22 protein-coding genes are annotated in these 22,768 nt (G+C 37.0%); 3 read left to right on the top strand and 19 right to left on the bottom strand.

The features are described 5' to 3' along the window. Nucleotides 1-12: 12 nt before the first annotated feature. The 16 genes from ACNART_RS05610 to ACNART_RS05535 all read right to left on the bottom strand — a co-directional run bounded on the left by ACNART_RS05610 (nucleotide 13) and on the right by ACNART_RS05535 (nucleotide 15,626). The gene (locus tag ACNART_RS05610) at nucleotides 13-564 is read right to left on the bottom strand and encodes a fimbrial protein (protein WP_196532213.1); all 552 of its coding nucleotides are present in this window, start codon (nucleotides 562-564) and stop codon (nucleotides 13-15) included. 10 nt (nucleotides 565-574) lie between these two features. After that, on the bottom strand, nucleotides 575-1,021 hold the full coding sequence (locus ACNART_RS05605; RefSeq protein WP_406588704.1) for a fimbrial protein: 447 nt from the start codon (nucleotides 1,019-1,021) through the stop codon (nucleotides 575-577). A 56-nt stretch (nucleotides 1,022-1,077) separates the two neighbouring features. Then, a complete protein-coding gene (locus ACNART_RS05600; protein ID WP_109373871.1) occupies nucleotides 1,078-1,626 on the bottom strand; it encodes a fimbrial protein in 549 nt (182 codons plus the stop codon). A gap of 11 nt (nucleotides 1,627-1,637) precedes the next feature. Beyond that, nucleotides 1,638-2,396, bottom strand: a complete 759-nt coding sequence (locus ACNART_RS05595) for a fimbria/pilus periplasmic chaperone (RefSeq protein WP_196532215.1) — start codon at nucleotides 2,394-2,396, stop codon at nucleotides 1,638-1,640. A 45-nt stretch (nucleotides 2,397-2,441) separates the two neighbouring features. Further along, nucleotides 2,442-5,063: an outer membrane usher protein gene (locus ACNART_RS05590; protein ID WP_198619434.1), complete on the bottom strand. Its 2,622-nt coding sequence runs from the start codon at nucleotides 5,061-5,063 to the stop codon at nucleotides 2,442-2,444. 20 nt (nucleotides 5,064-5,083) lie between these two features. Then, nucleotides 5,084-5,644 (bottom strand): fimbrial protein, encoded by a 561-nt coding sequence (locus ACNART_RS05585; RefSeq protein ID WP_109373868.1) that lies wholly within the window; start codon nucleotides 5,642-5,644, stop codon nucleotides 5,084-5,086. Between the two features lie 87 nt (nucleotides 5,645-5,731). Then, on the bottom strand, nucleotides 5,732-6,259 hold the full coding sequence (locus tag ACNART_RS05580; protein ID WP_109373867.1) for a fimbrial protein: 528 nt from the start codon (nucleotides 6,257-6,259) through the stop codon (nucleotides 5,732-5,734). 1,938 nt (nucleotides 6,260-8,197) lie between these two features. Continuing rightward, complete coding sequence (locus ACNART_RS05575; RefSeq protein ID WP_109373866.1) at nucleotides 8,198-8,518, bottom strand: helix-turn-helix domain-containing protein; 321 nt, start codon at nucleotides 8,516-8,518, stop codon at nucleotides 8,198-8,200. A gap of 21 nt (nucleotides 8,519-8,539) precedes the next feature. Next, entirely contained in the window at nucleotides 8,540-9,367 is an 828-nt protein-coding gene (locus tag ACNART_RS05570; protein ID WP_098943998.1) for an adhesin, read from the bottom strand. 21 nt (nucleotides 9,368-9,388) lie between these two features. Beyond that, entirely contained in the window at nucleotides 9,389-9,937 is a 549-nt protein-coding gene (locus tag ACNART_RS05565) for a fimbrial protein (RefSeq protein WP_198619433.1), read from the bottom strand. Between the two features lie 10 nt (nucleotides 9,938-9,947). Beyond that, nucleotides 9,948-10,433: a fimbrial protein gene (locus ACNART_RS05560; protein WP_368927296.1), complete on the bottom strand. Its 486-nt coding sequence runs from the start codon at nucleotides 10,431-10,433 to the stop codon at nucleotides 9,948-9,950. Nucleotides 10,434-10,444: 11 nt separating this feature from the next. After that, a complete protein-coding gene (locus ACNART_RS05555; protein ID WP_196532219.1) occupies nucleotides 10,445-10,990 on the bottom strand; it encodes a fimbrial protein in 546 nt (181 codons plus the stop codon). 13 nt (nucleotides 10,991-11,003) lie between these two features. After that, nucleotides 11,004-11,762 (bottom strand): fimbria/pilus periplasmic chaperone, encoded by a 759-nt coding sequence (locus tag ACNART_RS05550; RefSeq protein WP_198619432.1) that lies wholly within the window; start codon nucleotides 11,760-11,762, stop codon nucleotides 11,004-11,006. Nucleotides 11,763-11,817: 55 nt separating this feature from the next. Further along, complete coding sequence (locus tag ACNART_RS05545; RefSeq protein WP_368927299.1) at nucleotides 11,818-14,433, bottom strand: outer membrane usher protein; 2,616 nt, start codon at nucleotides 14,431-14,433, stop codon at nucleotides 11,818-11,820. A 21-nt stretch (nucleotides 14,434-14,454) separates the two neighbouring features. Further along, nucleotides 14,455-15,003 (bottom strand): fimbrial protein, encoded by a 549-nt coding sequence (locus ACNART_RS05540; RefSeq protein WP_160230858.1) that lies wholly within the window; start codon nucleotides 15,001-15,003, stop codon nucleotides 14,455-14,457. 95 nt (nucleotides 15,004-15,098) lie between these two features. After that, entirely contained in the window at nucleotides 15,099-15,626 is a 528-nt protein-coding gene (locus ACNART_RS05535) for a fimbrial protein (protein WP_196532222.1), read from the bottom strand. 677 nt (nucleotides 15,627-16,303) lie between these two features. Between ACNART_RS05535 and mrpI the strand changes: the two genes are divergently transcribed. Then, complete coding sequence (mrpI, locus tag ACNART_RS05530; RefSeq protein ID WP_109371496.1) at nucleotides 16,304-16,864, top strand: phase variation DNA invertase MrpI; 561 nt, start codon at nucleotides 16,304-16,306, stop codon at nucleotides 16,862-16,864. 434 nt (nucleotides 16,865-17,298) lie between these two features. Here the strand turns inward: mrpI and ACNART_RS05525 are convergent, their stop codons facing one another. Genes ACNART_RS05525 through ACNART_RS05515 form a run of 3 tightly spaced genes read right to left on the bottom strand, consistent with a single transcriptional unit; the run spans nucleotide 17,299 to nucleotide 19,854 of the window. Then, nucleotides 17,299-18,522: an RtcB family protein gene (locus ACNART_RS05525; RefSeq protein WP_368927301.1), complete on the bottom strand. Its 1,224-nt coding sequence runs from the start codon at nucleotides 18,520-18,522 to the stop codon at nucleotides 17,299-17,301. Further along, nucleotides 18,519-19,658: a slipin family protein gene (locus ACNART_RS05520; RefSeq protein WP_198619451.1), complete on the bottom strand. Its 1,140-nt coding sequence runs from the start codon at nucleotides 19,656-19,658 to the stop codon at nucleotides 18,519-18,521. Before ACNART_RS05520 ends, ACNART_RS05525 begins: the two co-directional genes overlap by 4 nt. Nucleotides 19,659-19,689: 31 nt before the next feature. Then, on the bottom strand, nucleotides 19,690-19,854 hold the full coding sequence (locus ACNART_RS05515) for a hypothetical protein (RefSeq protein ID WP_198619430.1): 165 nt from the start codon (nucleotides 19,852-19,854) through the stop codon (nucleotides 19,690-19,692). Nucleotides 19,855-20,218: 364 nt separating this feature from the next. Between ACNART_RS05515 and rtcR the strand changes: the two genes are divergently transcribed. Both rtcR and rnz read left to right on the top strand, forming a co-directional pair. Next, entirely contained in the window at nucleotides 20,219-21,811 is a 1,593-nt protein-coding gene (gene rtcR, locus ACNART_RS05510; RefSeq protein WP_368927303.1) for an RNA repair transcriptional activator RtcR, read from the top strand. A 9-nt stretch (nucleotides 21,812-21,820) separates the two neighbouring features. Then, a complete protein-coding gene (gene rnz, locus ACNART_RS05505) occupies nucleotides 21,821-22,738 on the top strand; it encodes a ribonuclease Z (protein WP_160230030.1) in 918 nt (305 codons plus the stop codon). Nucleotides 22,739-22,768 lie beyond the last annotated feature (30 nt).

Genomic DNA, 22,768 nt, shown 5'->3' with positions numbered 1-22,768 from the left:
CAATCTTAATAATTAATCATAATTCAGGTGGAATGTGGCTATAGCACTAAAACGACCTCGTTTTATTGATTCATTAGCAATAGCATTAGGCTCGGCTTGTATAAAAGCTCGGAACCTTAAAATAGAATCTCCTGAATTTAAAGCAATATTGCTTGTTTCCTGATTAATCCGCAGTGGACTGCCATCAGAGTTTTCTAACCCTATGGCAATACCTTCAGCTTGACTTCCTGTACTTAATGCAAGAAAACCTTGCCCAACCATTGCCTGATTTTCAGTACCACTAAATGTCACTCTCACCCTTTTATTAATAGAAAGGTCACATTCTGATAAATGAATTTGAAAATTTTGGCTATTTGTTCTACCTGCGCCAATATAAAACGTTTTATCAGGCACATTACCAAATTCTAGAGAAATGGTTTCATCCCCCGGTTTAATCACACAAGGTTCATCAACTAATGTGCCATAAAGTCGCATATTATTCGGTGCTGCATTGGCAGCTGTAAATATTCCTATTAGAAGCGTAAGCCCGCAAATAACAGGAAGCGGCAATGTTTTAAGCTTCATTTTCACACTCCTATTGATATTCTGCGAGCAACGTTGCTGTTACTTCAAATGGGCCTTCTACTAAAGTACTTCCTGGTCTTTTTACCGGTACAGCTTGAATAATAGGTGGCTTATCTGGTGAGATAACAAATCGCTCATTTAAAATAAAAGGCTCACCATTGCGAGTCATATGAATCGCTAAATCGGCAATATTAGTTTGTAATCCTGCATCATCAAACTGGCTTTTAGGGCCAATAATAGAAAGCCCCAGATCCCACCCTTTAATATTGGGATCGCACTTTAATTTGTAATTCACGGGTTGGGTGTAATTAATGCCATCAACTCTATGAATACCAACGTTATGGCCAAAATAAACTTCAATTAAGTTATTATTTTCGATCACACAAGGAGGCGGAATTAATAATGTTCCAAATAATTTCATATTCGGTTCATCCGCACTGACAAATAAAGGCGACATGACGAGTAATGTTGTCAGACAAACCTTTTTTAAATTAATAAGCATGTACTGACTCCTTACTGATATTCTACCCGAAGCGTTGCAGTAGCGTAAAAATCACCTCCAGTTAATGATGCAGAATAATCACGAACAGGAATTGCCTCAAATTGAGGAAAGTTAGGATAAGTGAAATTCACTTCTTGCCCCAATCTTAATAATTTATTTTGGTAAAGAATACGTACCCCTAATCCTGTAATATTTGTGGTCAAAGCATTTGAATCAAACCCAGTACCATTTCCAGAAATAGAGACTTTCATTGTATTTGTTGGCATTTTTCTACATTCAGCACTATAAGTAATAGGCTTTTTGTAATTAACACCATCAATACGCGTACTCATGACTTCACCAAAATCAACCTCAATCGTTTTTCCTCCATTGATAACGCAAGGAGGTGGAGCGATAACATTACCCGAGATATAGACATATACAATCCCAGGTATAGTGCTACCCGCTCTCGCTGTAGGTGGTGTATTTGCAACAGCAGCTGAACTCAGGACACCAGTAAATGTTGTCATTAATAAAATCAACACTGCTTTGCTTGTGTTAAACCGCTGTTCCATATCCATAAATAAACCTATTAATTTCCGATTGCTGTTTCTACAACCTTGCACTCATTGCCACTACAGCTAAATTTCAAACGAGGGCGTCCACCGTAATCATTGATATAACTAAGTACAGGAGATGCACCAAGTGTAGAAGCTTTCAAATTAAGATCTGCACTACTTTTTGGATCAACCATTAAAGGCGTAAAACCAGTAATACTTTCACCTTTTAACCCAGTTAACCCATCGACAATTGTCACAAAGTAAGGGGTTGGATTATTTACCTGATAAGTATCACCTTTTTTCGTTAAGGTGATTTTTTCCTGCCACGGATTAGTTAAATCCGTTTGTGTTGCATAAATCGCAGCAGGGCGATAAAAAAGTTTAATGCGTGTTTGTAATGCAATTTGCAGTACATTAGGCTTATCACTACGTGGTGGAATTTCACGTAAATTAAAATAAAACACGCTTTCTCTATCTTGCGGTAATTTCGCAATATCGGGTAAAGCCTGTATTTTTATTTGGCTCTTATCACCTGGTTCAATACGTTGAATAGGCGGTAGAACGATTAAAGGGCTTTCTACTTTTTGCCCATTCACATCTTCCATCCAACCTTGAGCTAAATAAGGCGATTCTTTATTTTGATTGCTGACATTAAGGCTGACTGATTTATCAGTACCATTAAAAATGACACGAGTTCTATCCAATGCAATTGCAGCAATGGCTTGCTGAGTAAATACCATGCCTGTCAATAAGGTTGTTGCTACAATGAATGAGCGCTTTAATAACATCATCTTTAATTACTCTTTTGTTTATAAAATCGTTTAATTTTTCCCTTCTCAACCTTCAGTTTTGACTAATTGTGGCTGAGATGGTGATTCGGTTCTCTCTTGTGCTGAATAAGAGATTGATGGAGTGTCCCCACACGTTAATAATAGTGAAGAAATAAAGATACCTTCATCTAATTTAGGTACTTGTACTTCACACTGTTTTTTACCACTCCAACGTACATCTAAAATATCACCAGAGTTTATTCCACTTAAATAAACATTACCGCTATCATTCACGATGCCCAGTTCTCGGCCTTTTTCTGTGGTAATGCTAGCGCCAAATGGTGGATAACTACCGTCTTTCATGCGGACAATCGCCATCGCTTTTTGCCCTGAAATAACGTCAAACTCACGGTAACCTATCGCCCCTTCGGTCAGGGTTAATTGTTGAATTGAACGCACTGCATCAACATCATCAGGTAATTTATCTAAATCAATTGTTGCACTACTCCGATAGTAATTATTGATATCTGGAAGTACCGCTTTACCAAAATAGTTAGTATGGCTCACAGCCCCTAAACTTCTAATTGGTACATCAGCCACACCATTAGTATCGACCAATAAACGCGCAGCTCCTGGCATTGCAGTACGATGGAATGCTCCGCCTTTAGGTGTTAACGTTGCTCCGCCTTGTAGCGAAAGTGATGCTGAGGTATTTTCACCTTGAATATGACTCGCACTCGCTGTTACCAATGCTGTATCGCCATAACGCGTATAATAAGCATCAGCAGATGGACGACCACGGCTACTTAACCCCGCACCTAAGCGATAGTTATTATTGTCATCGAGGCGGTCAAAATAGCTCACATTATGAGAGTTACCATGCTTATTAATCACGGTGTTATAGCTAATTGTGGCTTTATCGCTCCAAGGCATGCTGACATTTAGATAAATACCATCATCATTCGTGCCTTTAAATTTATTGCGGTAAGCCGATAAATTGATATTGATATTTTTAAAACTACCAATGTCCATAAACTTAGATAAAGATAAGTTGTAATAATCGTTATTAGGCTTATTCCAATAAGTTTGATGGTTATAGTTAAGATAAGCACTCAAGCCTAAATCTGGGAATTGCTTACTTAATGTTATGGTATAAAGCTCTTTATTATTATCTCGATTGTTATCACGATAACGACGATCCAGATATTGCTCCATACTCATAAAATCACGTTCAGAGAAACGATAACCTGCGAATGTTACTTGACCATTAATCGCCTCAAAACGTTTTGAGTAACTGACTCGATAAGAACCACCATGATAATTCTTATCATCATTCGGAATTTTTGCCCATGAATGTGTGGCATCAAACGAAATTGCCCCCAGAGCCATCAAGTCACGACCAATACCTAAAGAAACAGAGTTATAATCTCCCGCAACTAATGAACCGCCATAGAGAGACCAACCATTACTCACCCCCCATGAAAATTCACCCATTGCAAATACAGGCCCTTCAGCCTTGTGATCCATATCTGAAGGTTTACCTGCCGATAGCTTATATTGCACTCGACCTGGGCGTGTTAAATAAGGAATACTTGCTGTATCCATTTGATATTCTTGTACTGAGCCATCTTGTTCTTCAACACGAATATCTAACTTACCACTTACCGCATCATTAAGATTTTGTATACGGAAAGGTCCTGGCGCGACCTGAGTTTCGTAAATGACACGACCTTGCTGGCTAATCGTCACTTTTGCGTTCGACTTTGCAACACCAGTGACTTCAGGTGCATAACCTCTTAAATTAGGAGGTAACATCTGATCATCCGTTAATAAACTAATACCCGTAAAACGGAAGTTATCAAAAATATCAGAGCGTGAATAAGTCTCACCCATAACAAGGCGAGCACCCCATTGGGTTATTGCTCTATAAAGGTAATATTGACTCCAATCCCAATTATTCTCAGTACTGCCATTCATGCCTGTTGTGTGTTGATAGTTTGCTTGCCAATCCGCACGAAAACGCCAAACACCTAAGTTAGCACCCGCAGTACCACTACCTGTAACTTGTTGTCTTTGTTTACCATTAGCAGGATCGGTCACATTAGCATTCAGGTTATAGTCAAAAATAAGCCCTGAAATACCTTCATCCCAACGAGATGGTGGATCCCAATCGTCGGTTGCATACTCAACATAGGCTTGAGGAATAGTAACAATAAAACTACCTGCACCTAAGTTAGTACTTGTTGTCATACCTGGTATCGATGACTCGTCAAGACAGGAGCCATCATCTTTCCAAGTTACCGCTTTGAGCCACTCAGGTTTCAATGTAAATTGATTGACTAATTCACGAGGAATACAAGGAATACTCGCTTTAGGATCATTTGCGGGGACAATATAATTAATGGTATAGAGATCAGGTAATTCATTATTGTTAACTTTAACAATAAATTCATACTTACCGGGCATAATATAGCCGGCACGAGAAAAATCTGATAAATCAATATTTTGTTTATCTTTTAGATCAAGAATATCAGAGTTAAACTCGATATCACCGGCTGCAAATACCATATTAGAGGCACTCGCCATACCAGCAATAATTAAATAGATCAGTGCTGCTACAGGTCGAATTGTATGCTGATTACTCTTTTTTTCTGCTTTTCTTGAAGCAGTTTTGAATGATTTAGCCATAAATAATCCAACCAATCCATTTAATAATATTCGAGTTTAAAACGCAGGGTTGCTTGATAATTACCTGCTCGTGGAATGTCGTTATTTTTAACAAGCCTTGCTTGATACAACAAAGACAACGATTTAGTATCGATATCCACAGGAGGTAAAGGTTTCCCTGGTGTTGCCAATCTTCCGTAACGGTCAGCAATAGCTAACGAAGCACCTTTGGCGTCGCCGAAAAGTTGGAATAATCCGTTCTGTGCAGGGCCTTCAAAAGTAGCAATAAAACGAGGACGTTCAGCTTGTGTACCTTTTTGGTCAACAAGGGAACATTCTGTTAATCGAATAGAGAAATGTTCAATAGGTCCTTGGCCTTCAACAGCTAAGGTCGGAATAGACACGGTACTCAAAGAGATAACTTGCTCTCGACTTCCTGCCGAGATAGTACATGTTGGCTCTAATATAGAACCTTGTAGACTAACCACGCCGAATCGCTGATGTGATTTTACATCTTGTTTTATATCGGTCACTGCCATTACAGGCTTAACAAATAATCCTGTTGTAACAAGTAATAATAGTGGCACCATCTTGCGATTCATTGTTTTCTACTCCATAAGATAAACCATAAAAATACAGCTAAAGATAAAGCCCTATACATCCTTATACAGGGCCTAAAAGGACATCTATTATTGGTAAGTCAATGCAAAAGTAGCGATTGCAGTAAAGTCACCAGGTACAGCTGCATCTGTTGCAGAACCTTGTAAGTAAGCAGCAAAGTTCAGATCATTTGAACCGTCACGAATAGTTTGAGCTTTTGTTGGTTCACCTAATTTAATTTGTGTACCACCAGCATCAGTAATAACAACTGCTGCATTTTTCGCTAAACCTTCGATGCCTAAAGAGCCTGGCAGAATAGCCGCTGCTTCAGCACCAGTGAAGGTAGTTTGAACTGTTTTATAAGTTTCAGTAGAGCATTGCAGTAATTTAATTTTGAAAGTATTAGAAACACTACGGCCGCCATCTTTCAGTGCATTTGCTGAAACTTGTCCTAGTGGAACACGTTGGTCGCCTGAGTTAGGATCAATTGAACATGGAGCATCAATGATTGAACCCCAAAATTCTACAGTACCATGACCTTGATCAGCAGCGAATGCAGAACCAGCAGCAACAGTTAAGCCTAAACCTAAAACTAAACCTAATTTATTTAATTTCATCTTTATGTTTCCTGAAAATATAAGAACGAAGATATTTAAAATAATAAAATTCAATATAAGCAAATTGCTTAAATGAATGTCACACTAAATAAAGTTTCTATATTTTGATAAAGTTCACCCAGCCAATTTCATATTTAATTATGAAATTAGATAAAGGAAGCGTATCAAGTTGGATATATTATTCTCTCTGGTTTTATTTAAGTCAAACCACCCCAATTTCATTAAGTCTATTTTTATTAATTTACTGATATTAGGTGTATTTTTTACATTTTCATACAAAATATTACTTTTTGAAAATGACGGAAATGGACTTTAAAGCCAAATCGACACTCTTAAAAAGAGATATACAAGATTTAAATTCTGCTATTTTGGAATTTAAAGTGAAAAGATCTGATTATCTTTTTACGAATAGGATTAATTGTCAATTAAATAACATTTTCTTATTTATTTATTTTAACTCAATATAACTAAAATTTTACATAATGAAACAAATTAGACTTAATTAATTGATTTATAAGCAGATCAAAATAATGGATTTGTTAATTTATTTATTATCATTATTTAATCCCATGTATAAACCACATTAAATAACTCCTTTAATGATAATCCAAAATTGAAATAAGCATTAAAAATAAAACACAAAATAAACATAAGTATCTGTATTTAATATAAAAATTAATAGTTACATTTTTTATAGTTACGTATATTTACAATAAACAAAATAAAAAGAGCAGAAAAATCATAAGTAATTGATTTACAATTTATTATATAAATAAACTAATCAAGAATAGAGTATTTTTATAATAATTTAACACTTGAGATTAAGTGTTTTCACTTAGGAAGTTGAGGTCATAAAGCGAGTTTTTTGTACAAATTGCATTTTTTGATTAAGAACACTCTTATAAGTTAACTAACTGATAATTCAAAAAAGAAATTCGTGTAACGCCTATTTTTTTCTCAGAAAAACCTAAAAATTTAATCATTTGATTGAGAATAATTACGCTTTTTTTGGGTAAAAATTTTAATGTATTTATTAAGAGCGGCTTCAAAAATTTAAATTAATTATTTATTGGCTCCTTGACTATTTTACGTATTGCTACTAATTTCATTATTAGCTTATTCATATTATTAAATCTCCATAGAATCCACATTTTCTTATCCAAATAGAAACACAGTAAAATACATTTTATTTACATTACGAATTCATTAATTTAACATTACCCATATAATGCGTATAAATATTAGTCGTTATTACTTGTTTTTTAATTATCAAATTTTTTTCAATAAGAATATTGGTGTTTTTTTTATTTTTACGATAAATTAGGAATAATTTTATATTATCTGAATAGATTTAACTCATTTTCGAATAGTTAATTAATCTAAAGAAGTAAGTTTTAAGGTATATATTGGAAACAATCCTTTATAGACTGAATAATAACAAGTTAATAATTTAAATAAAAATAGAGAATTACATTAGCATTATTTAATTATTTAACTAATGACGTCTTAATAAGAATATCATTATTAGAGTATCTTTATTTAATAAATTAAGTTAGCTTTATTTATCTTTTTCACGATGAAATAAAAAAAAGCATTTTCAACCTAATAGAAATCAATATTCTCTAAATACTCGCTTTAAGAGTATTCCTATCCTACATTTCAAGAAAAATACCTGTGTTAGATAATTATCATCATCATAAAATGACAATTTTATATTTATGCCCCATTTTCTTCTCTATATAAAAGAGTAAAAATTGATTATCCGTTCCTTCCTTTTTGCTGATCACACTATCAATAACTTGAGTTTGACTAACGGTACTTAGCTTTTTTAGCATAAAAAAAGGGCAGGGTTTCCCCTGCCTTACCAATTTGGTAATCAATCAAAGAAAAAGCATACGCTCTAAAACACCAAGTTTGAGTATCCTTTAGCGATATGCATTAGTATAAAAAAACATCAGGCATCGCTTCAGCAATGATGCTACTTCGTTTATCGGTACATTGATTTTCTGATGACGATTTTGATATAAAACAGTCTTCAAAAAACCAATAAATAGGTGTATTTAGATAGTTGGCTAATAGAACAAGATAACTTAAATCTATCTTGTTCATCCCGCGCTCATATCGAGAGAATTGCTGTTGACTTACACCAATTTTCTCAGCAATTTGCATACCGGTATAACCTAATTCTTTACGCTTTTTCTGAATACGTTTTCCAACCAACGCATTAACATCAATATCTGTAAAATCGTAATTCATCATAATATTCACCCATTATCATGATTAAGGCATCGTTAAAATAATTGATCCTGAACCAGAGAAATAGCCCGGTGCAACGCGACCATTTGTATGTAAAGTAGAACTTACTTTTACAGGCACTGAACCGCCAGCTGGAACATTAATTATGCTACCGGTCTCGCCTGGATAATCATCAAGAAATAAATCAGCATATAAACTGTTGTCTGAACGTAAAGGCACTCTCCCATTATCTGAACCTGATGCAATAACCATGACTTTCATCGCTAAATTACAAGTAACATTGATATTCTGATAACGCTGAGCACCTTCTAAACTATATTCATCTATATCACCATAATTAAGGTTTACAGCACCTTCTGTTATTTTGCAGGCACCAACAGGTGGCGGTGCGATACCACATAATGATCCCGGCAATAAACGTCCACTCGGTGATATTCCACTTGAATTTGGTTGATAAAATAATCCCACACATTCCTGATTAGAATTTAAAGCAGGCCCTACGTGATTTGTCTTTCCTTCAAGTGGAAAGGATATATTTCTTAAAACTTCCTCTCTAACTTCAGCCAAAGTACGCAACTTCTCAATTCTTGTGATAAGTTGCTTAGCTGATCCACCAGACCCATCAAGATCATGTTTATGGTTAATCGTTACATAACAAGTAGACCATCCATAACAAGGATTTAATGTTCCCGACGTTTCAGGATCCCAACGCTGAATAACATAGGTATAGGTTGCATTTGAGGGTGTTCCTGTCGATTCAGTAATATAAGAAAAGATAGATGCCATTGCGGGTGCCGAAAACAACAAACCTATTGCAATACATAAAGCCGGAAATCGCTTTAATATAGACATATAAAACCTCAACCCTAATAATTAGTCATAATTCAAATGGAATGTGGCGATTGCACTAAATGGGCCGCGTTTAATGGATTGGTTAGCAATCGCATCTGGCTCCCCTTGAATAAAGGCATAAAAATTTAAAATCGTGTCATCCGCATTTAACGAGAGTTTGTCTGTTTCTTTATTAACAGGTAGCGCATTTCCATTTTCAGATTCCAGTCCAACAGCAATACCCGCCGCTTGACTGCTTGGGCTAATCGCTAAAAAACCTTGTCCTGCCATAGCTTGATTTTCATCCCCTTTGAAAGTGATCTTGACGCTTTTACCAATCGTTAAATCACATTCAGACAAGCGTATTTGAAACAACTTGCTTGGTGTTCTTTGATACGCATAAAGGTTCTTGTCTGGTATATTGCCAAAATCTAATTCAACGGTTTCGTCACCAGGCTTTATGGTACAAGGCTCGTCAACTAATATGCCGTGAAAACGCATATTGTCTGGCGCTGAGAAAGCGGTTGATATTAATCCCGTAAATGTGGCAAGACCCAATATGAACGGGATCGATAACCTTTTTATATTCATCAATACGCTCCTATTGGTATTCAGCAAGCAGTGTTGCCGAAACTTCAAATGCACCTTCAGGCAAAGTGCTACCCGGTCTTTTAACGGGCACCGCTTGGATCACGGGAGGATTATCGGGTGATATCGCAATACGCTCGTTTAATTTAAAAGGCTTACCATCTTGCGTAAGATGAATGCCTAAATCTGGAATATTGGTTTGTAGCGCAGCTTCATCAAACTGTGTTTTAGGACCAATAATAGAAAGCCCTAAATCCCAACCTTTTAAATTTGGATCACAGACCAATCGATAATTCACCGATTCGGTATAGTTAATGCCATCTACTTTATGAATACCTACGTTGTGTCCAAAGTAGACATCAATCAGTTCGTTATTACTAATGACACAAGGAGGTGGTACTAATAAGGTGCCAAATAATTTCATATTAGGTGCGTCTGCACTCACAACAGAATAAGAATTCAGTAATGCGATCAGACATAGGTACTTTAATTTATTCATCTTCTGACCTCTTACTGATAATCCACATGCAGTGTGCCACTTGCGACAAAATCACCACCCACTAAGGTTTCATTCTGATCACGAACAGGAATAGCTTCTAATTCAGGTAAGTTGGGATAGGTAAAATTCACCGCCTTACCTAAATCTAATAAGTTTCCCTGATACAGAATACGCACCCCTAATCCCGTAATATTTGTTTGTAGCGCATTTGAATCGAACCCTGTTGCGCTACCCGTAACATAAACTTTCATGGCATTGGTTGGCATTTTTTGGCAAGTCGCGGTGTAGTGGACAGGCTCTTTATAACGAACACCATCAATACGTGTACTCATCACCTCACCAAAATTAACTTCGATCATTTTGCCGTCATTAATTAAGCAAGGCGGTGGCGCAATGACATTCCCTGAAATATTGATATAAACAATTCCTGGAATAACATCTTTCACCGCTCTAGCGGGTAAATTCGCAACAGCAGTAAAACTTAGGCCTCCAGTAAACGTTGCCAAAATAAGAATCAACACTGCTTTGCTTGGGCTAAACCGCTGTTCCATTTTCATAAAATAGACCTATTTAGTTTCCTGCTGATGTTTCTGTAACTTTGCATTCATTGCCATTACAGGTGAATTTCATCTGTGGTCGTCCACCGTAATCATTGATGTAACTGAGTACAGGTGATGAGCCAAACGCAGAAGTATGCAGATTTATCGTTCCTGTGCTTTTAGGGGCAATCATGATTGGTTCAAAACCATCTAGGCTTTTTCCTTGCAATCCTGTTAACCCATCCACTAATGTCACGTAATAAGGTGTTGGGTTATTCACTTCATAGCGATCACCTTTCTTTATTAAGGTGATTTTTTCCTGCCAAGGATGGGTGAGATCCGTTTGTGTGGCGTAAATCGATGCTGGGCGATAAAAAAGTTTAATGCGCGTTTGTAGTGCAATTTGCAGTACATTAGGTTTATCGCTACGTGGTGGAATTTCACGCAAGTTAAAATAGAAAACGCTTTCTCTATCTTGTGGTAATTTGGCAATATCAGGTAATGACTGCACTTTTACTTGGCTTTTATCGCCCGGCTCAATACGCTGAATAGGAGGCAAAACTAATAATGGGCTGTCAATACGTTCTCCATTTTCATTTTCCATCCAGCCCTGAGCCAAATAAGGCAACTCTTTATTCTGATTACTGACATTTAAGCTAATAGACTTATCGGCACCATTAAAAATGACACGCGTTCTATCTAAAGCAATCGCAGCAAGAGCTTGGCTAGTAAAGACCATTCCAGTCAATAAAGTGGTTGTTACAATGAATAAGCGCTTTGATAACATCATTTTAAATTACTCTTTTTATCTGAAATTATTTTTATCTTTCCCTTTTTTCCTAACCTTATTGCGTGATCAGTTGAGGTTTAGGTAAGGGCTCTGTTCTTTGATTGATTGTTGAAGGTGTTGCGTCACCATCACTACAAGTCAGTAATAATGAAGACATAAATAATCCTTCAACTAATGTTGGAATACGGACTTTGCACTGCTCTTGACCATTCCAACGAACACTCAATAGATCATCACTGTTAATCCCCGTCAGATAGACATTCCCACCATCATTGACAATACCAAGCTCACGCCCCTTCTCGGTTGTGACACTGGCACCAAATGGTGGATAAGTTCCATCTTGTAAGCGAATGACAGCTATGGCTTTTTGCCCCGAGACCACATCAAAGTGGCGGTAGCCTATTGCGCCTTCTGTTAGGGTTAGCTGTTGAATTGAGCGTAATGCTTCAGCGTTATCTGGCATCTGATCAAGGTCGATGCTGGCACTACTACGATAATAATCATTGATATCAGGCAGTACTGCTTTACCAAAAGCATTGGTACGCGTAATAGCGCCGATGCTTTTCACTGGAACATCTGAAATACCATCTGTATCAACAAGTAAACGAGTACTACCCGTACGACTTGTTCGGTGTAATGCACCACCTTTTGGTGTTAATGTTGCCCCACCTTGTAGTGATAATGTGGCTGATGTGTATTCACCATTAATATGGCTCGCACTAGCAGTGACCAATGCAGCATCAGCGTAATGCATGAGATAGGCATCTGCGGATGGTTTACCGTTACTGCTTAAACCAGCACCAACTCGATAGCTACTATTGTCATCAATACGATCGTAATAGCTGACATTATGTGAATTACCGTGTTTATTAATCACCGTGTTGTAGCTAATAGTTGCGCGATCGCTCCAAGGCATACTGACATTCATATAAACGCCATTATCATTGGTGCCATTGAATTTATTGCGAAACGCCGACAGACTGAGGTTGATATTTTTAAAGCTACCAATATCCATCGTTTTGGCTAATGACAAGTTATAGTTATCGTTATTAGGCTTATTCCAATAAGTCTGATGGCTATAGTTTAAGTAAGCACTCAATCCCCATTCAGGGAACTGCTTACTAAACATAATGGTATAAAGCTCTTTATTATTATCTTCTTCACCACCACGATAACGGCGATCTAAATATTGGTTCATACTCATAAAGTCACGTTCAGAGAAGCGATAGCCTGCGAATGTCACTTGGCTATTTATTTGTTCAAAACGTTTTGAGTAACTGACGCGATAAGAGCCCCCATGATAACGCTTGTCATCACTTGGAATTTTTGCCCAAGAATGTGTCGCATCAAAAGAGATAGCACCCAGTGCCATTAGGTCACGACCAATACCCGCAGAAACCGAGTTATAATCGCCCGATACTAATGAACCGCCATAAAGTGACCAACCGTTACTGATCCCCCATGAGAATTCACCCATACCAAAAATAGGGCCTTCAGTATTACGGTTCATATCCGACGGTTTACCCGCAGATAATTTATATTGCACTCGGCCGGGGCGTGTTAAATAAGGAATACTTGCCGTATCCATTTGGAATTCTTGAACAGATCCATCTTGTTCTTCAACACGTACATCTAATTTACCACTCACTGCATCATTGATGTCTTGAATGCGAAACGGTCCTGGAGCAACCTGAGTTTCATAGATCACACGGCCTTGCTGGCTAATCGTCACTTTCGCATTCGTTTTTGCCACACCCGTTACTTCAGGGGCATATCCCCTTAAGTTAGGTGGCAGCATATTGTCATCCGTAGACAAGTTAACCCCAGTAAAACGGAAGTTATCGAAAATGTCAGAACGAGAGTAAGTTTCCCCCATCACAAGGCGAGCCCCTAATTGCGTGATGGCTCTATAAAGATAAAGCTGGTTCCATTTCCAACTATTTTCAGTACTATCAGGAAGACCTGTTGTATGCTGGTAACTTGCTTGCCAATCGGCACGGAAACGCCAAACACCAAGGTTCGCTCCCACGGTTCCTAAGCCTGTAACTTGTTGACGCTGTTTTCCTTTAGCAGGATCTGTCACGTTAGCATTGACGTTATAGTCAAAAAGCACACCTGAGATACCGTGATCCCAACGAGAAGGTGGATCCCAGTTTGGCGCTGAATATTCAAGATACGCTTGAGGAATAGTAAGAATAAGATTGCCATTTCCCAGACTTGCATTTACCGTCATTCCGGGAATAGAAGAGATATCAAGACAGCTTCCGTTATCTTGATATTTAACTTTTTCAGCCCATTCAGGTTTGAGCCCTATTTGATGAATCAATTCTGGCGGTAAGCAAGCTTCGCTACCTTTAGGATCATTGGCTGGTACAACATAGCTAATGTTATAGAGTTCAGGGAGTTCATTATTATTCACGCGAACAACAAACTCATATCGGCCGGGCATAATATAGCCAGCACGAGAGAAATCTGATAAGTCGATATTTTGCTTATCTTTTAGATCTAAAATATCGGCATTAAATTCAATATCACTATTTGCTAAAGCTGAACTTGAAATACTGGAAGCGCCAGTAAGAATTAAATAGATCAGTACAGCAACAGGCCGAATAGTATGTTGTTTTTTCTTTTTTTCCGTCCCTAAACCAACGGTTTTGAATGTTCTAACCATAAGTTATCCAACCCGATCCATTTAATAGTATTCCAGCTTAAATCGCAGCGTTGTTCGGTAATTTCCAGCTTTTGGTATTTCGTTATTTTTGACTATTCGCGCTTGGTAAAGTAACGCCATTGATTTGGAGTCAATACCTACTGGGGGTAATGGCTTACCGGGGATGGCTCGCCTACCGTAACGATCAGCTATCGCTAATGACGCGCCTCTCGCTTCACCAGAAAGTGCAAAATTACCATTCTCGTTAGAGGGACCTTCAAACGTTGCAATAAAACGAGGGTTGTCCGCTTCCTGACCTTTTTGTTCAATTAGCGTACATTCCGTTAATCTGATAGAAAAATACTCAATAGGTCCTTGCCCTTCAGTCACTAGCATTGGAATAGAAACCGTTGTCAGTGGAATAACTTGTTCTCCACTTCCTGCTGCAATCGTGCAAGATGGTTCTAAGATCGAGCCTGAAAGATTAAGTACCCCAAATCGCTGATGCATGTTTTTATCTTGTTTTACATCACTCGCTTCTGCTGTTGTTATCAGTAAGCTGGCAATAAGGCATAGCCATAGTGGTGTCATCTTGCGATTCATATTTTTCTCCGTAAGAAAAAAATCGTTAAAAATAGACACAGGAAATAAAGCACTGTACATCCTTGTACTGTGCTTATTTTTTCTTACTGATAAGTCAGTGCGAAAGTTGCGATTGCAGTGAAGTCACCTGGAACGGCAGCTTCTGCTGAAGAACCTTGTAAGTAAGCAGCAAAGTTCAGATCGTTATTACCATCACGTAATGTTTGAGCAGCACTTGGTGTGCCTAATTTGATTTGTTTGCCACCTGCATCAGTGATAACAACAGCAGCATTTTTAGCGATACCTTCAATACCTAAAGAACCTGCTAAGATGTTTGCATCTTCTGAACCAGTGAAGGTTGTTTGAACAGTTTTATAAGTTTCTGTTGTGCAATTCTCTAAAGTGATTTTAAAATCACGAGAATTACTACGACCACCATCTTTTAATGAAGCAGTAGAAATTTGACCTAATGGAACAGTTTGATTTTCTGAATCAGGATGAATAGAACAAGGTGCATCAATAATTGAACCAACAAATTTAACGGTACCGTGACCTTGATCAGCAGCAAAAGCAGAACCTGCAGCAACAGTTAAACCTAAGCCAAGAACTAACGCTAATTTATTTAATTTCATCTTTTTGTTTCCTAAAATATAAAGGACGAAGACATTAAAAATAATAAATTCATTAGGATTGAATTATTCCTAATTGAATGACTCACTTATTGAGTTTTTGAATTTTGGTATACTTGTGCCCGTCCAAAACGAAATTAAATATCGTTAGAAACAAAACAAAATACACCAAATTGTTTTGTTAAAAATTTTCATCTCGAAATTAAACACATTTAGATAATCAAACTTTAAATATCGAAAAAAGAGTTTATAATTCTTAGTGCAATTACTATAATTTGTGAAAAAAGTAAAAAAAATTATTTCTGGATTTTAAACAAAGTAACCAATCATGTTTGTTTTTTAAAATAATGATAAATATCAATATGTTAAATAAATGAAGATAAGTGATTAACATTAAATTTGACTTAAGTGAGAAGCCAGAGAATAATAGTAAACAATTTGGTGTATTCTGTTTATTTCTCTAAAGATAACCAAATTCCTATCCATACTCATTTTTCGCTTTTTCAATCAATCACTTTCATTTTCTAAAAATAAATAAACTTTCAATAAACTTGTTTAAAATGAACAAGTAAAAGTGTAAGCATAAAAAAAATACAACTCTTTATTGATGCATATTACTTGTTATAGTGATGCATCAATTGACTTTTGTTCCTTGTTATCTCATTGAAAAGGTTATGAAAATGAAGCAGCGCAAGTTTCTTACACGTTTTGAGATCAATTCTATTTTGAAGCAAGCAAAGGAAGGACGGTATCCAGAAAGAGATTACTGTATGTTTTTAATGTGTTTTTTACATGGGTTTCGCGTGAGTGAACTATGTAATTTAACCTTAAGCGATATTGATTTAGAAAGTCGAATACTCTATGTCAGACGCTTAAAAGGCGGTTTATCAACAACACAACCGATTATCGAAGAGGAGTATGAAGCGTTAGTTAACTGGTTGAAAAAAAGGGAAACATGGAGAGAGGCTGACTCAGAATGGGTCTTTTTATCCCAAAAAACAGGTCCAATTTCTCGTCAACAAGTGTATGGATTACTTCGCCGTTTAGGTAAAGATGCTAATGTATCCATAGCCCCTCATCCCCATATGTTACGCCATGCATGTGGCTATGCACTCGCTGATTTAGGTAGAGATACTCGTTTAATTCAAGATTATTTAGGACATCGTAATATTTCACATACTGTTATCTATACCGCAAGTAATTCAAAACGTTTTGTTCACATTTGGGACGCAAGAAATTAACAATATTTATTTAATTAATATATTCTCTAAGAATTAATACACTAAATAGAGTAGGCTATATTTTTTCAATAAGAATACAGTTAATTTTAATATAACTAAGAAAATTAGGAATTGTTTTATATTAAATAAATAATCACGATTGCAGGTATTAATAATTTATTAATAATCGTTTTCTAATTAAAGAATAACCCAATATCATTATTCTTTTTTTGATTATCTTTATTGGAAGGCAATAAATTTAATATCAGTCTTTATTTATTAATAATATTAAACATTATTTGTTTGATTTTTGATCAAGAAATAAGGGTCTTATTTAAAGAAAATATCTATTCTTAAAAATTTTATTCATTTGCATTCCATGCACACGCTTTCATATCTCACTATCCCCAACGTTATCGTTTGGGGATAGTTATTAATTTCCTTAAAAAATACAATTATCCTTTTACACAAACAACCTGTCGTAGTGTATGAACAACCTCAACAAGTGATAACTGAGCCTTCATAACAGCATCAATATCCTTATAAGCCATCGGAATTTCATCAATCACATCTTCATCTTTTCGACATTCCACATGTGCTGTTGCTCGAATTTGGTCTTCAACACTAAAAGCTTTTTTCGCTGCTGTTCGGCTCATTACGCGTCCTGCGCCATGACTACATGAACAGAAACTTTCGGCATTTCCTTTTCCTCTTACAATAAAGCTCTTAGCGCCCATTGAACCAGGGATGATCCCCATTTCACCTTTCTGAGCTGAAACGGCTCCTTTTCGAGTCACCAGTACTTCTTCGCCAAAGTGCATTTCCTTTTGTACATAGTTATGGTGGCAGTTCACCGCCTGTTGCTGTGTCGTAAAAGGTTTAGTTATTTGTGTCGATAATGCCGTCAACACGCGTTCCATCATAATTTCACGATTATGTCGGGCAAAATCCTGTGCCCATTCTACGGCTTCTATATAGTCATCATAGAAAAGCGTTCCTTCTTTTAAGTACGCTAAGTTTTTATCAGGCAAATTAGCGATATGTTCCCTCATATCTTCTTGTGCCATTTGTATAAATAACGTACCGATAGCATTACCAACACCACGAGAGCCACTATGTAGCATTACCCAAACATTATCTGATTCATCAAGACACAATTCGATAAAGTGGTTTCCTGTTCCTAATGTACCAAGGTGACGATAGTTATTCGTATTTCGTAAACGTGGGTACTTATCGGTTAAAACCTTAAAACGCCCTTCAAGTTGTTGCCAATGTTGATCAACAAGTTTAGGTGGGTTCTTCCATGAACCACGATCATTCCCTGATTGATAACTTGTTCTTCCATGAGGTACTGCTCTTTCTATTGCCGTTCTTATGGCAAATAAATTATCTGGTAGATCATTTGCGTGTAATGATGTTTTCACCGCAATCATTCCACACCCAATATCCACACCAACAGCAGCCGGAATAATCGCGCCTTTTGTTGGAATAACACTCCCGATTGTTGAACCTTTCCCTAAGTGAACATCTGGCATTACCGCCATATGTTTGAAAATAAAAGGCATCTTCGCGGTATTAATAAGTTGTTTTAGAGCATCTGCTTCAACAGGTACACCATTTGTCCACATTTTGATTTCAGCAGTTCCTGCTTCTTTTACTATTTGATGATCCAATATCATGCCTGTGCTCCTTTAATTTGTACTAACCCGTTTAATACTTGGTCTAAACCGCCATAAACGGAAATCTTATCAATACGTTCTGCAATACGTTCTACGGTTTCTAGCTCTTTTAATCGTAAGGCTACTGGATTGTTTTCCATCACTTTTGCCGTATTTAATAAAGAACGCGTTGCGGATGTCTCTTCTCTTCGACGAATAACATTAGCCTGTGCTGATTTTTCTGCCTCAACCACTTGCGCTAAAATCGTTTTCATTTCGCCTGGTAAAACAATATCTTTTACCCCTAATGAAGCCACTTCAATACCATATCCTTTAGTCACTTCACTGATTTTTTCACTCACTAAGGTGTCAATCAGCGTTTTATTCTCTAATAATTCATCTAATGTTCTTGTTCCTACGGCTTCGCGTAACGCAAACTGCAACTCTTTATATAAGAATTCAAGAGGTGAACTCAGTAATTGGTACGCTGAAAGCACATCGCTATAACGCCAACTTGCTGACAAATTAATGCGTAATGTTACTTTGTCTTTCGTTAAGATCTCTTGACCACTCACATCGAGTGTTTGTAAGCGCATATCAACAACCTCAACATCAACTTTGTGCTGATAACGCCAATAGCCTTTTAATCCCGGTGGCAATAGTGATTGAACTTCACCATCAACACGGATAATGCCAGCATGCCATGTCGGAATATCCACACTTAATACACCTTCACTGCCTTTTACAGTTTGGTTACGTAATTTTGGATGCTGCAATTTTTTAACCAAAGTTGGCGAAACTTCCAATTCATTTGCTGACAACACTTCCATTGAGCGTTGTGCATAATTCCAATAGAGACGGCGAGTACTCGGCGCTAAGATCTCTTTGAGTGAGCCATTTTCATAGAGTAAGCCAATCTCTTCATCAGATAGCACAATATCAAAACAATATTCACTCACCCATTCTGGATGATATTGGCGTAAAAACTCGGCTTTCTCTTTTTCAATTGCAGGGCCGTTTAACTCCACCAGCTCAACACTTAATTGGCGACGAAGATCGAAAAATTTATGCTCACCAGCTACAAGGACGTCAATATACTCATCATCCTTCTTTAATAAACCCAGCTGTCCTTGTTTCACTTTTATTGTTGTTCTTATCATCATTGCTTCCTTTTGCTCTTCTTTATTATTAGCTTTCTTTTATTACCATTTTTATCGTGACTTGCTTTCCACGAACAAACTTGGCGAAATCGAAGGGAAAACAAGAGAGGAACGTTACTTTGTTTGTCTCTTCTTCTGCCTTCAATCCAGCGTAGTTGCTGGTGGATAAGCAAGGTGACGGTACTGCTGTCACAACGATTTTCTATCTTTAATTTTACATTTGGATTTGTAATGGTTTTTGGTGTCAGGAATCGAACCTGAAAATAACCCTCTTCACCTACAGAGTCCCGATGTGGAGGAACACATTTAGATAACACCACAGAGTGTTCTTTATGTGCCTACCAGATTTAAAATCTGCTCAAGACACTCATAATATTGCGAGGATCGTGCCAAGTTTTTAAATCTCACTAAAAATATTTTTAATTCATTGTTTTTATTTGAAAAAATATTTTTAACGTAATTTTTAAATATTTAGCCATTGAATTAAAAATGATAAAAACCTATCTTTTTATCTATACATTTATAAATATAGATAAAAAATAAGTAGGGATAACTTAATGAAACGCAAAGTGGTGATTGGTGTTTTAGGCACAACATTAGATAAACGAGGTAAAAGTCATAAAAGATGGAACTCATGGCGCCCAACAATTTCGATTTGCCATCAAAAAGATTTCCCCGTTAGTCGATTGGTCATGATCCATCAACCTAATGATTCAATGTTAGCGTCAAAAATCACTGAAGATATTCATACTGTCTCCCCTGACACAGAGGTATTACCTTACGAAATTGATATTTGTGATCCTTGGGATCTAGAAGAGGTTTATAGTCACTTTCTTGATTTTGCAGTAAATTACCCATTTGATACTGAAAATGAAGAATATTATGTACATATCACAACAGGTACGCACATTGCCCAGATTTGCTGGTTCCTCCTGACTGAAGCCCATTACTTACCTGCAAAACTATTACAAACCTCTCCTTCTTCTAAAATAGAAAATGAAGATGGCAACAAAACAGTACAATCATCCACAGGTAGTTATGCTGTTATTGATCTCGATTTAAGCCGTTATACAAAACTAACGAGCCGATTTGAGCATTACCATAATGAGTCCCTCTCTTTCTTAAAATCGGGGATCGCCACACGTAATGAACGTTTTAATACTTTAATTGCTCAAATTGAACGTGTTGCATTGCGCTCCGTTGCACCTATTTTATTAACAGGCCCTACAGGCGCTGGGAAATCATTCCTTGCTCAGCGTATTTATGAATTACGACAGTCTCGCCATTTTGTAAAAGGTCGTTTTATTGCTGTTAACTGTGCCACTTTGCGTGGTGACAATGCGATGTCCACTTTATTTGGGCATGTAAAAGGGGCATTTACAGGTGCATTACAAACCAGACAAGGATTATTAAGAGAAGCCGATAAAGGGATTTTATTTCTTGATGAAATTGCAGAGTTAGGACTTGATGAGCAAGCCATGTTGCTTAAAGCGATAGAAGAGAAATCTTTTTATCCCTATGGCTCAGATACTGAGGTACAAAGTGATTTTCAGCTGATCGCAGGAACGCATCGTGATATGGACAAGCAAATTGCGAAAGGACTTTTCCGTGAAGATCTCTATGCAAGGATCAACTTATGGTCATTTTCATTACCGGGTTTAGCCGATCGTAAAGAGGATATTGAGCCTAATATCGATTATGAATTGCATCACTTTGCAAAGCTTTATCAAAAGGCAATCCGTTTTAACGCTGATGCAAAATCACACTATATTCGATTTGCAACGTCTGAACAGGCATTATGGCGTGGTAATTTCCGTGAACTTAGTGCTAGTATAACGCGAATGGCAACACTTGCCGAAAATGGTCGTATTACCCTTCCTCTTGTTGATGAAGAAATTAATCGTTTAAAACAAAATTGGGGAGTTGCTTCCTCTTCTTTATTTAATAGCACTGATATTGATCTTTTCGATCTTAGCCAACTGAATACCGTTATCAAAACGTGTCAGCAATCATCAACACTCTCAGAAGCCGGTAGAAAACTTTTCGCAGTATCAAGACAAAATAAAAAACAACCCAACGATGCCGATCGCCTACGTAAGTATCTTGCGAAATTCGATTTAAGTTGGGAACAAATTCGACATGGAGAATAATATTTCATTATGGAGCTCACTTTTTTAGGCACTAACGCAGGCGTTCCTTCTAAAGATCGCAATGTCACCAGTATGGTGCTCGATTTACAAAATAAACAAAAAAGTATGTGGATGTTTGATTGTGGTGAAGCGACACAACATCAAATATTGCATACCCGCGTGAAACTACCGCGTTTAAATAAAATTTTTATTACCCACTTACATGGCGATCATATTTTTGGTTTACCGGGATTACTTTGTAGTCGCTCAATGGGTGGAACGGAAACACTTTTAACAGTATATGGTCCTACGGGTATAAAAGCCTTTATAGAAACGTCGCTAACATTAAGCCAATCCTATTTAACTTACCCTATTAATATTGTTGAAATTGACAAAGCGGGTTTTCTTTTTGAAGAAGAAGGTATGAAAGTCAGTTGTGAGGCATTGTCTCACCCCGTACCTTGTTTTGGTTACCGCTTAGAAGAAGAAAACAAACCAGGTAAGTTAGATGCAGAAAAACTGAAAGCGGAAAATATTCCAGCAGGCTCTTGGTTACAAGACTTAAAGCAAGGCAAAACTATAACATTACCAGATGGACGAACAATTGATGGTAAAGACTATATTGGTGATGAAATAGAAGGTCGTTGTATTGCTATTTTTGGGGATACTCAACCTACACCTAATGCATTAAAGCTGGCTAATAATGCCGATGTTATTGTTCATGAAGCAACGTTTAAGCATGAAATGGCAGAGCAAGCAAATAGTCGCGGGCATTCAACAACTGTGCAAGCGGCAACATTAGCAAAAGAGGCTAATGCTAAAAAGCTGATTATTACTCATATTAGTAGCCGTTATTTACCCGAAGACTGCGTTGAGTTACTCAATGAAAGCCAACAGATCTTTAGCCATACTGAAATGGCTTCTGATTTTGAGGTATTTAAGTTGTAATGGCATTTTCGCTAAATAACAATGGCGGCA

The organism is Proteus sp. LHD240705 (assembly GCF_047921555.1).
Lineage (GTDB): Bacteria > Pseudomonadota > Gammaproteobacteria > Enterobacterales > Enterobacteriaceae > Proteus.
This window is presented reverse-complemented; position numbering and strand designations above follow the sequence as displayed.

What these genes read in the sequence shown, in the direction of transcription:
- ACNART_RS05610 (WP_196532213.1), bottom strand. Translation starts at nt 564, where the DNA reads ATGAAGCTTAAAACATTGCCGCTTCCTGTTATTTGCGGGCTTACGCTT.
- ACNART_RS05605 (WP_406588704.1), bottom strand. Translation starts at nt 1,021, where the DNA reads ATGTCGCCTTTATTTGTCAGTGCGGATGAACCGAATATGAAATTATTT.
- ACNART_RS05600 (WP_109373871.1), bottom strand. Translation starts at nt 1,626, where the DNA reads ATGGATATGGAACAGCGGTTTAACACAAGCAAAGCAGTGTTGATTTTA.
- ACNART_RS05595 (WP_196532215.1), bottom strand. Translation starts at nt 2,396, where the DNA reads ATGATGTTATTAAAGCGCTCATTCATTGTAGCAACAACCTTATTGACA.
- ACNART_RS05590 (WP_198619434.1), bottom strand. Translation starts at nt 5,063, where the DNA reads ATGGCTAAATCATTCAAAACTGCTTCAAGAAAAGCAGAAAAAAAGAGT.
- ACNART_RS05585 (WP_109373868.1), bottom strand. Translation starts at nt 5,644, where the DNA reads ATGAATCGCAAGATGGTGCCACTATTATTACTTGTTACAACAGGATTA.
- ACNART_RS05580 (WP_109373867.1), bottom strand. Translation starts at nt 6,259, where the DNA reads ATGAAATTAAATAAATTAGGTTTAGTTTTAGGTTTAGGCTTAACTGTT.
- ACNART_RS05575 (WP_109373866.1), bottom strand. Translation starts at nt 8,518, where the DNA reads ATGATGAATTACGATTTTACAGATATTGATGTTAATGCGTTGGTTGGA.
- ACNART_RS05570 (WP_098943998.1), bottom strand. Translation starts at nt 9,367, where the DNA reads ATGTCTATATTAAAGCGATTTCCGGCTTTATGTATTGCAATAGGTTTG.
- ACNART_RS05565 (WP_198619433.1), bottom strand. Translation starts at nt 9,937, where the DNA reads ATGAATATAAAAAGGTTATCGATCCCGTTCATATTGGGTCTTGCCACA.
- ACNART_RS05560 (WP_368927296.1), bottom strand. Translation starts at nt 10,433, where the DNA reads ATGAATAAATTAAAGTACCTATGTCTGATCGCATTACTGAATTCTTAT.
- ACNART_RS05555 (WP_196532219.1), bottom strand. Translation starts at nt 10,990, where the DNA reads ATGAAAATGGAACAGCGGTTTAGCCCAAGCAAAGCAGTGTTGATTCTT.
- ACNART_RS05550 (WP_198619432.1), bottom strand. Translation starts at nt 11,762, where the DNA reads ATGATGTTATCAAAGCGCTTATTCATTGTAACAACCACTTTATTGACT.
- ACNART_RS05545 (WP_368927299.1), bottom strand. Translation starts at nt 14,433, where the DNA reads ATGGTTAGAACATTCAAAACCGTTGGTTTAGGGACGGAAAAAAAGAAA.
- ACNART_RS05540 (WP_160230858.1), bottom strand. Translation starts at nt 15,003, where the DNA reads ATGACACCACTATGGCTATGCCTTATTGCCAGCTTACTGATAACAACA.
- ACNART_RS05535 (WP_196532222.1), bottom strand. Translation starts at nt 15,626, where the DNA reads ATGAAATTAAATAAATTAGCGTTAGTTCTTGGCTTAGGTTTAACTGTT.
- mrpI (WP_109371496.1), top strand. Translation starts at nt 16,304, where the DNA reads ATGAAGCAGCGCAAGTTTCTTACACGTTTTGAGATCAATTCTATTTTG.
- ACNART_RS05525 (WP_368927301.1), bottom strand. Translation starts at nt 18,522, where the DNA reads ATGATATTGGATCATCAAATAGTAAAAGAAGCAGGAACTGCTGAAATC.
- rtcR (WP_368927303.1), top strand. Translation starts at nt 20,219, where the DNA reads ATGAAACGCAAAGTGGTGATTGGTGTTTTAGGCACAACATTAGATAAA.
- rnz (WP_160230030.1), top strand. Translation starts at nt 21,821, where the DNA reads ATGGAGCTCACTTTTTTAGGCACTAACGCAGGCGTTCCTTCTAAAGAT.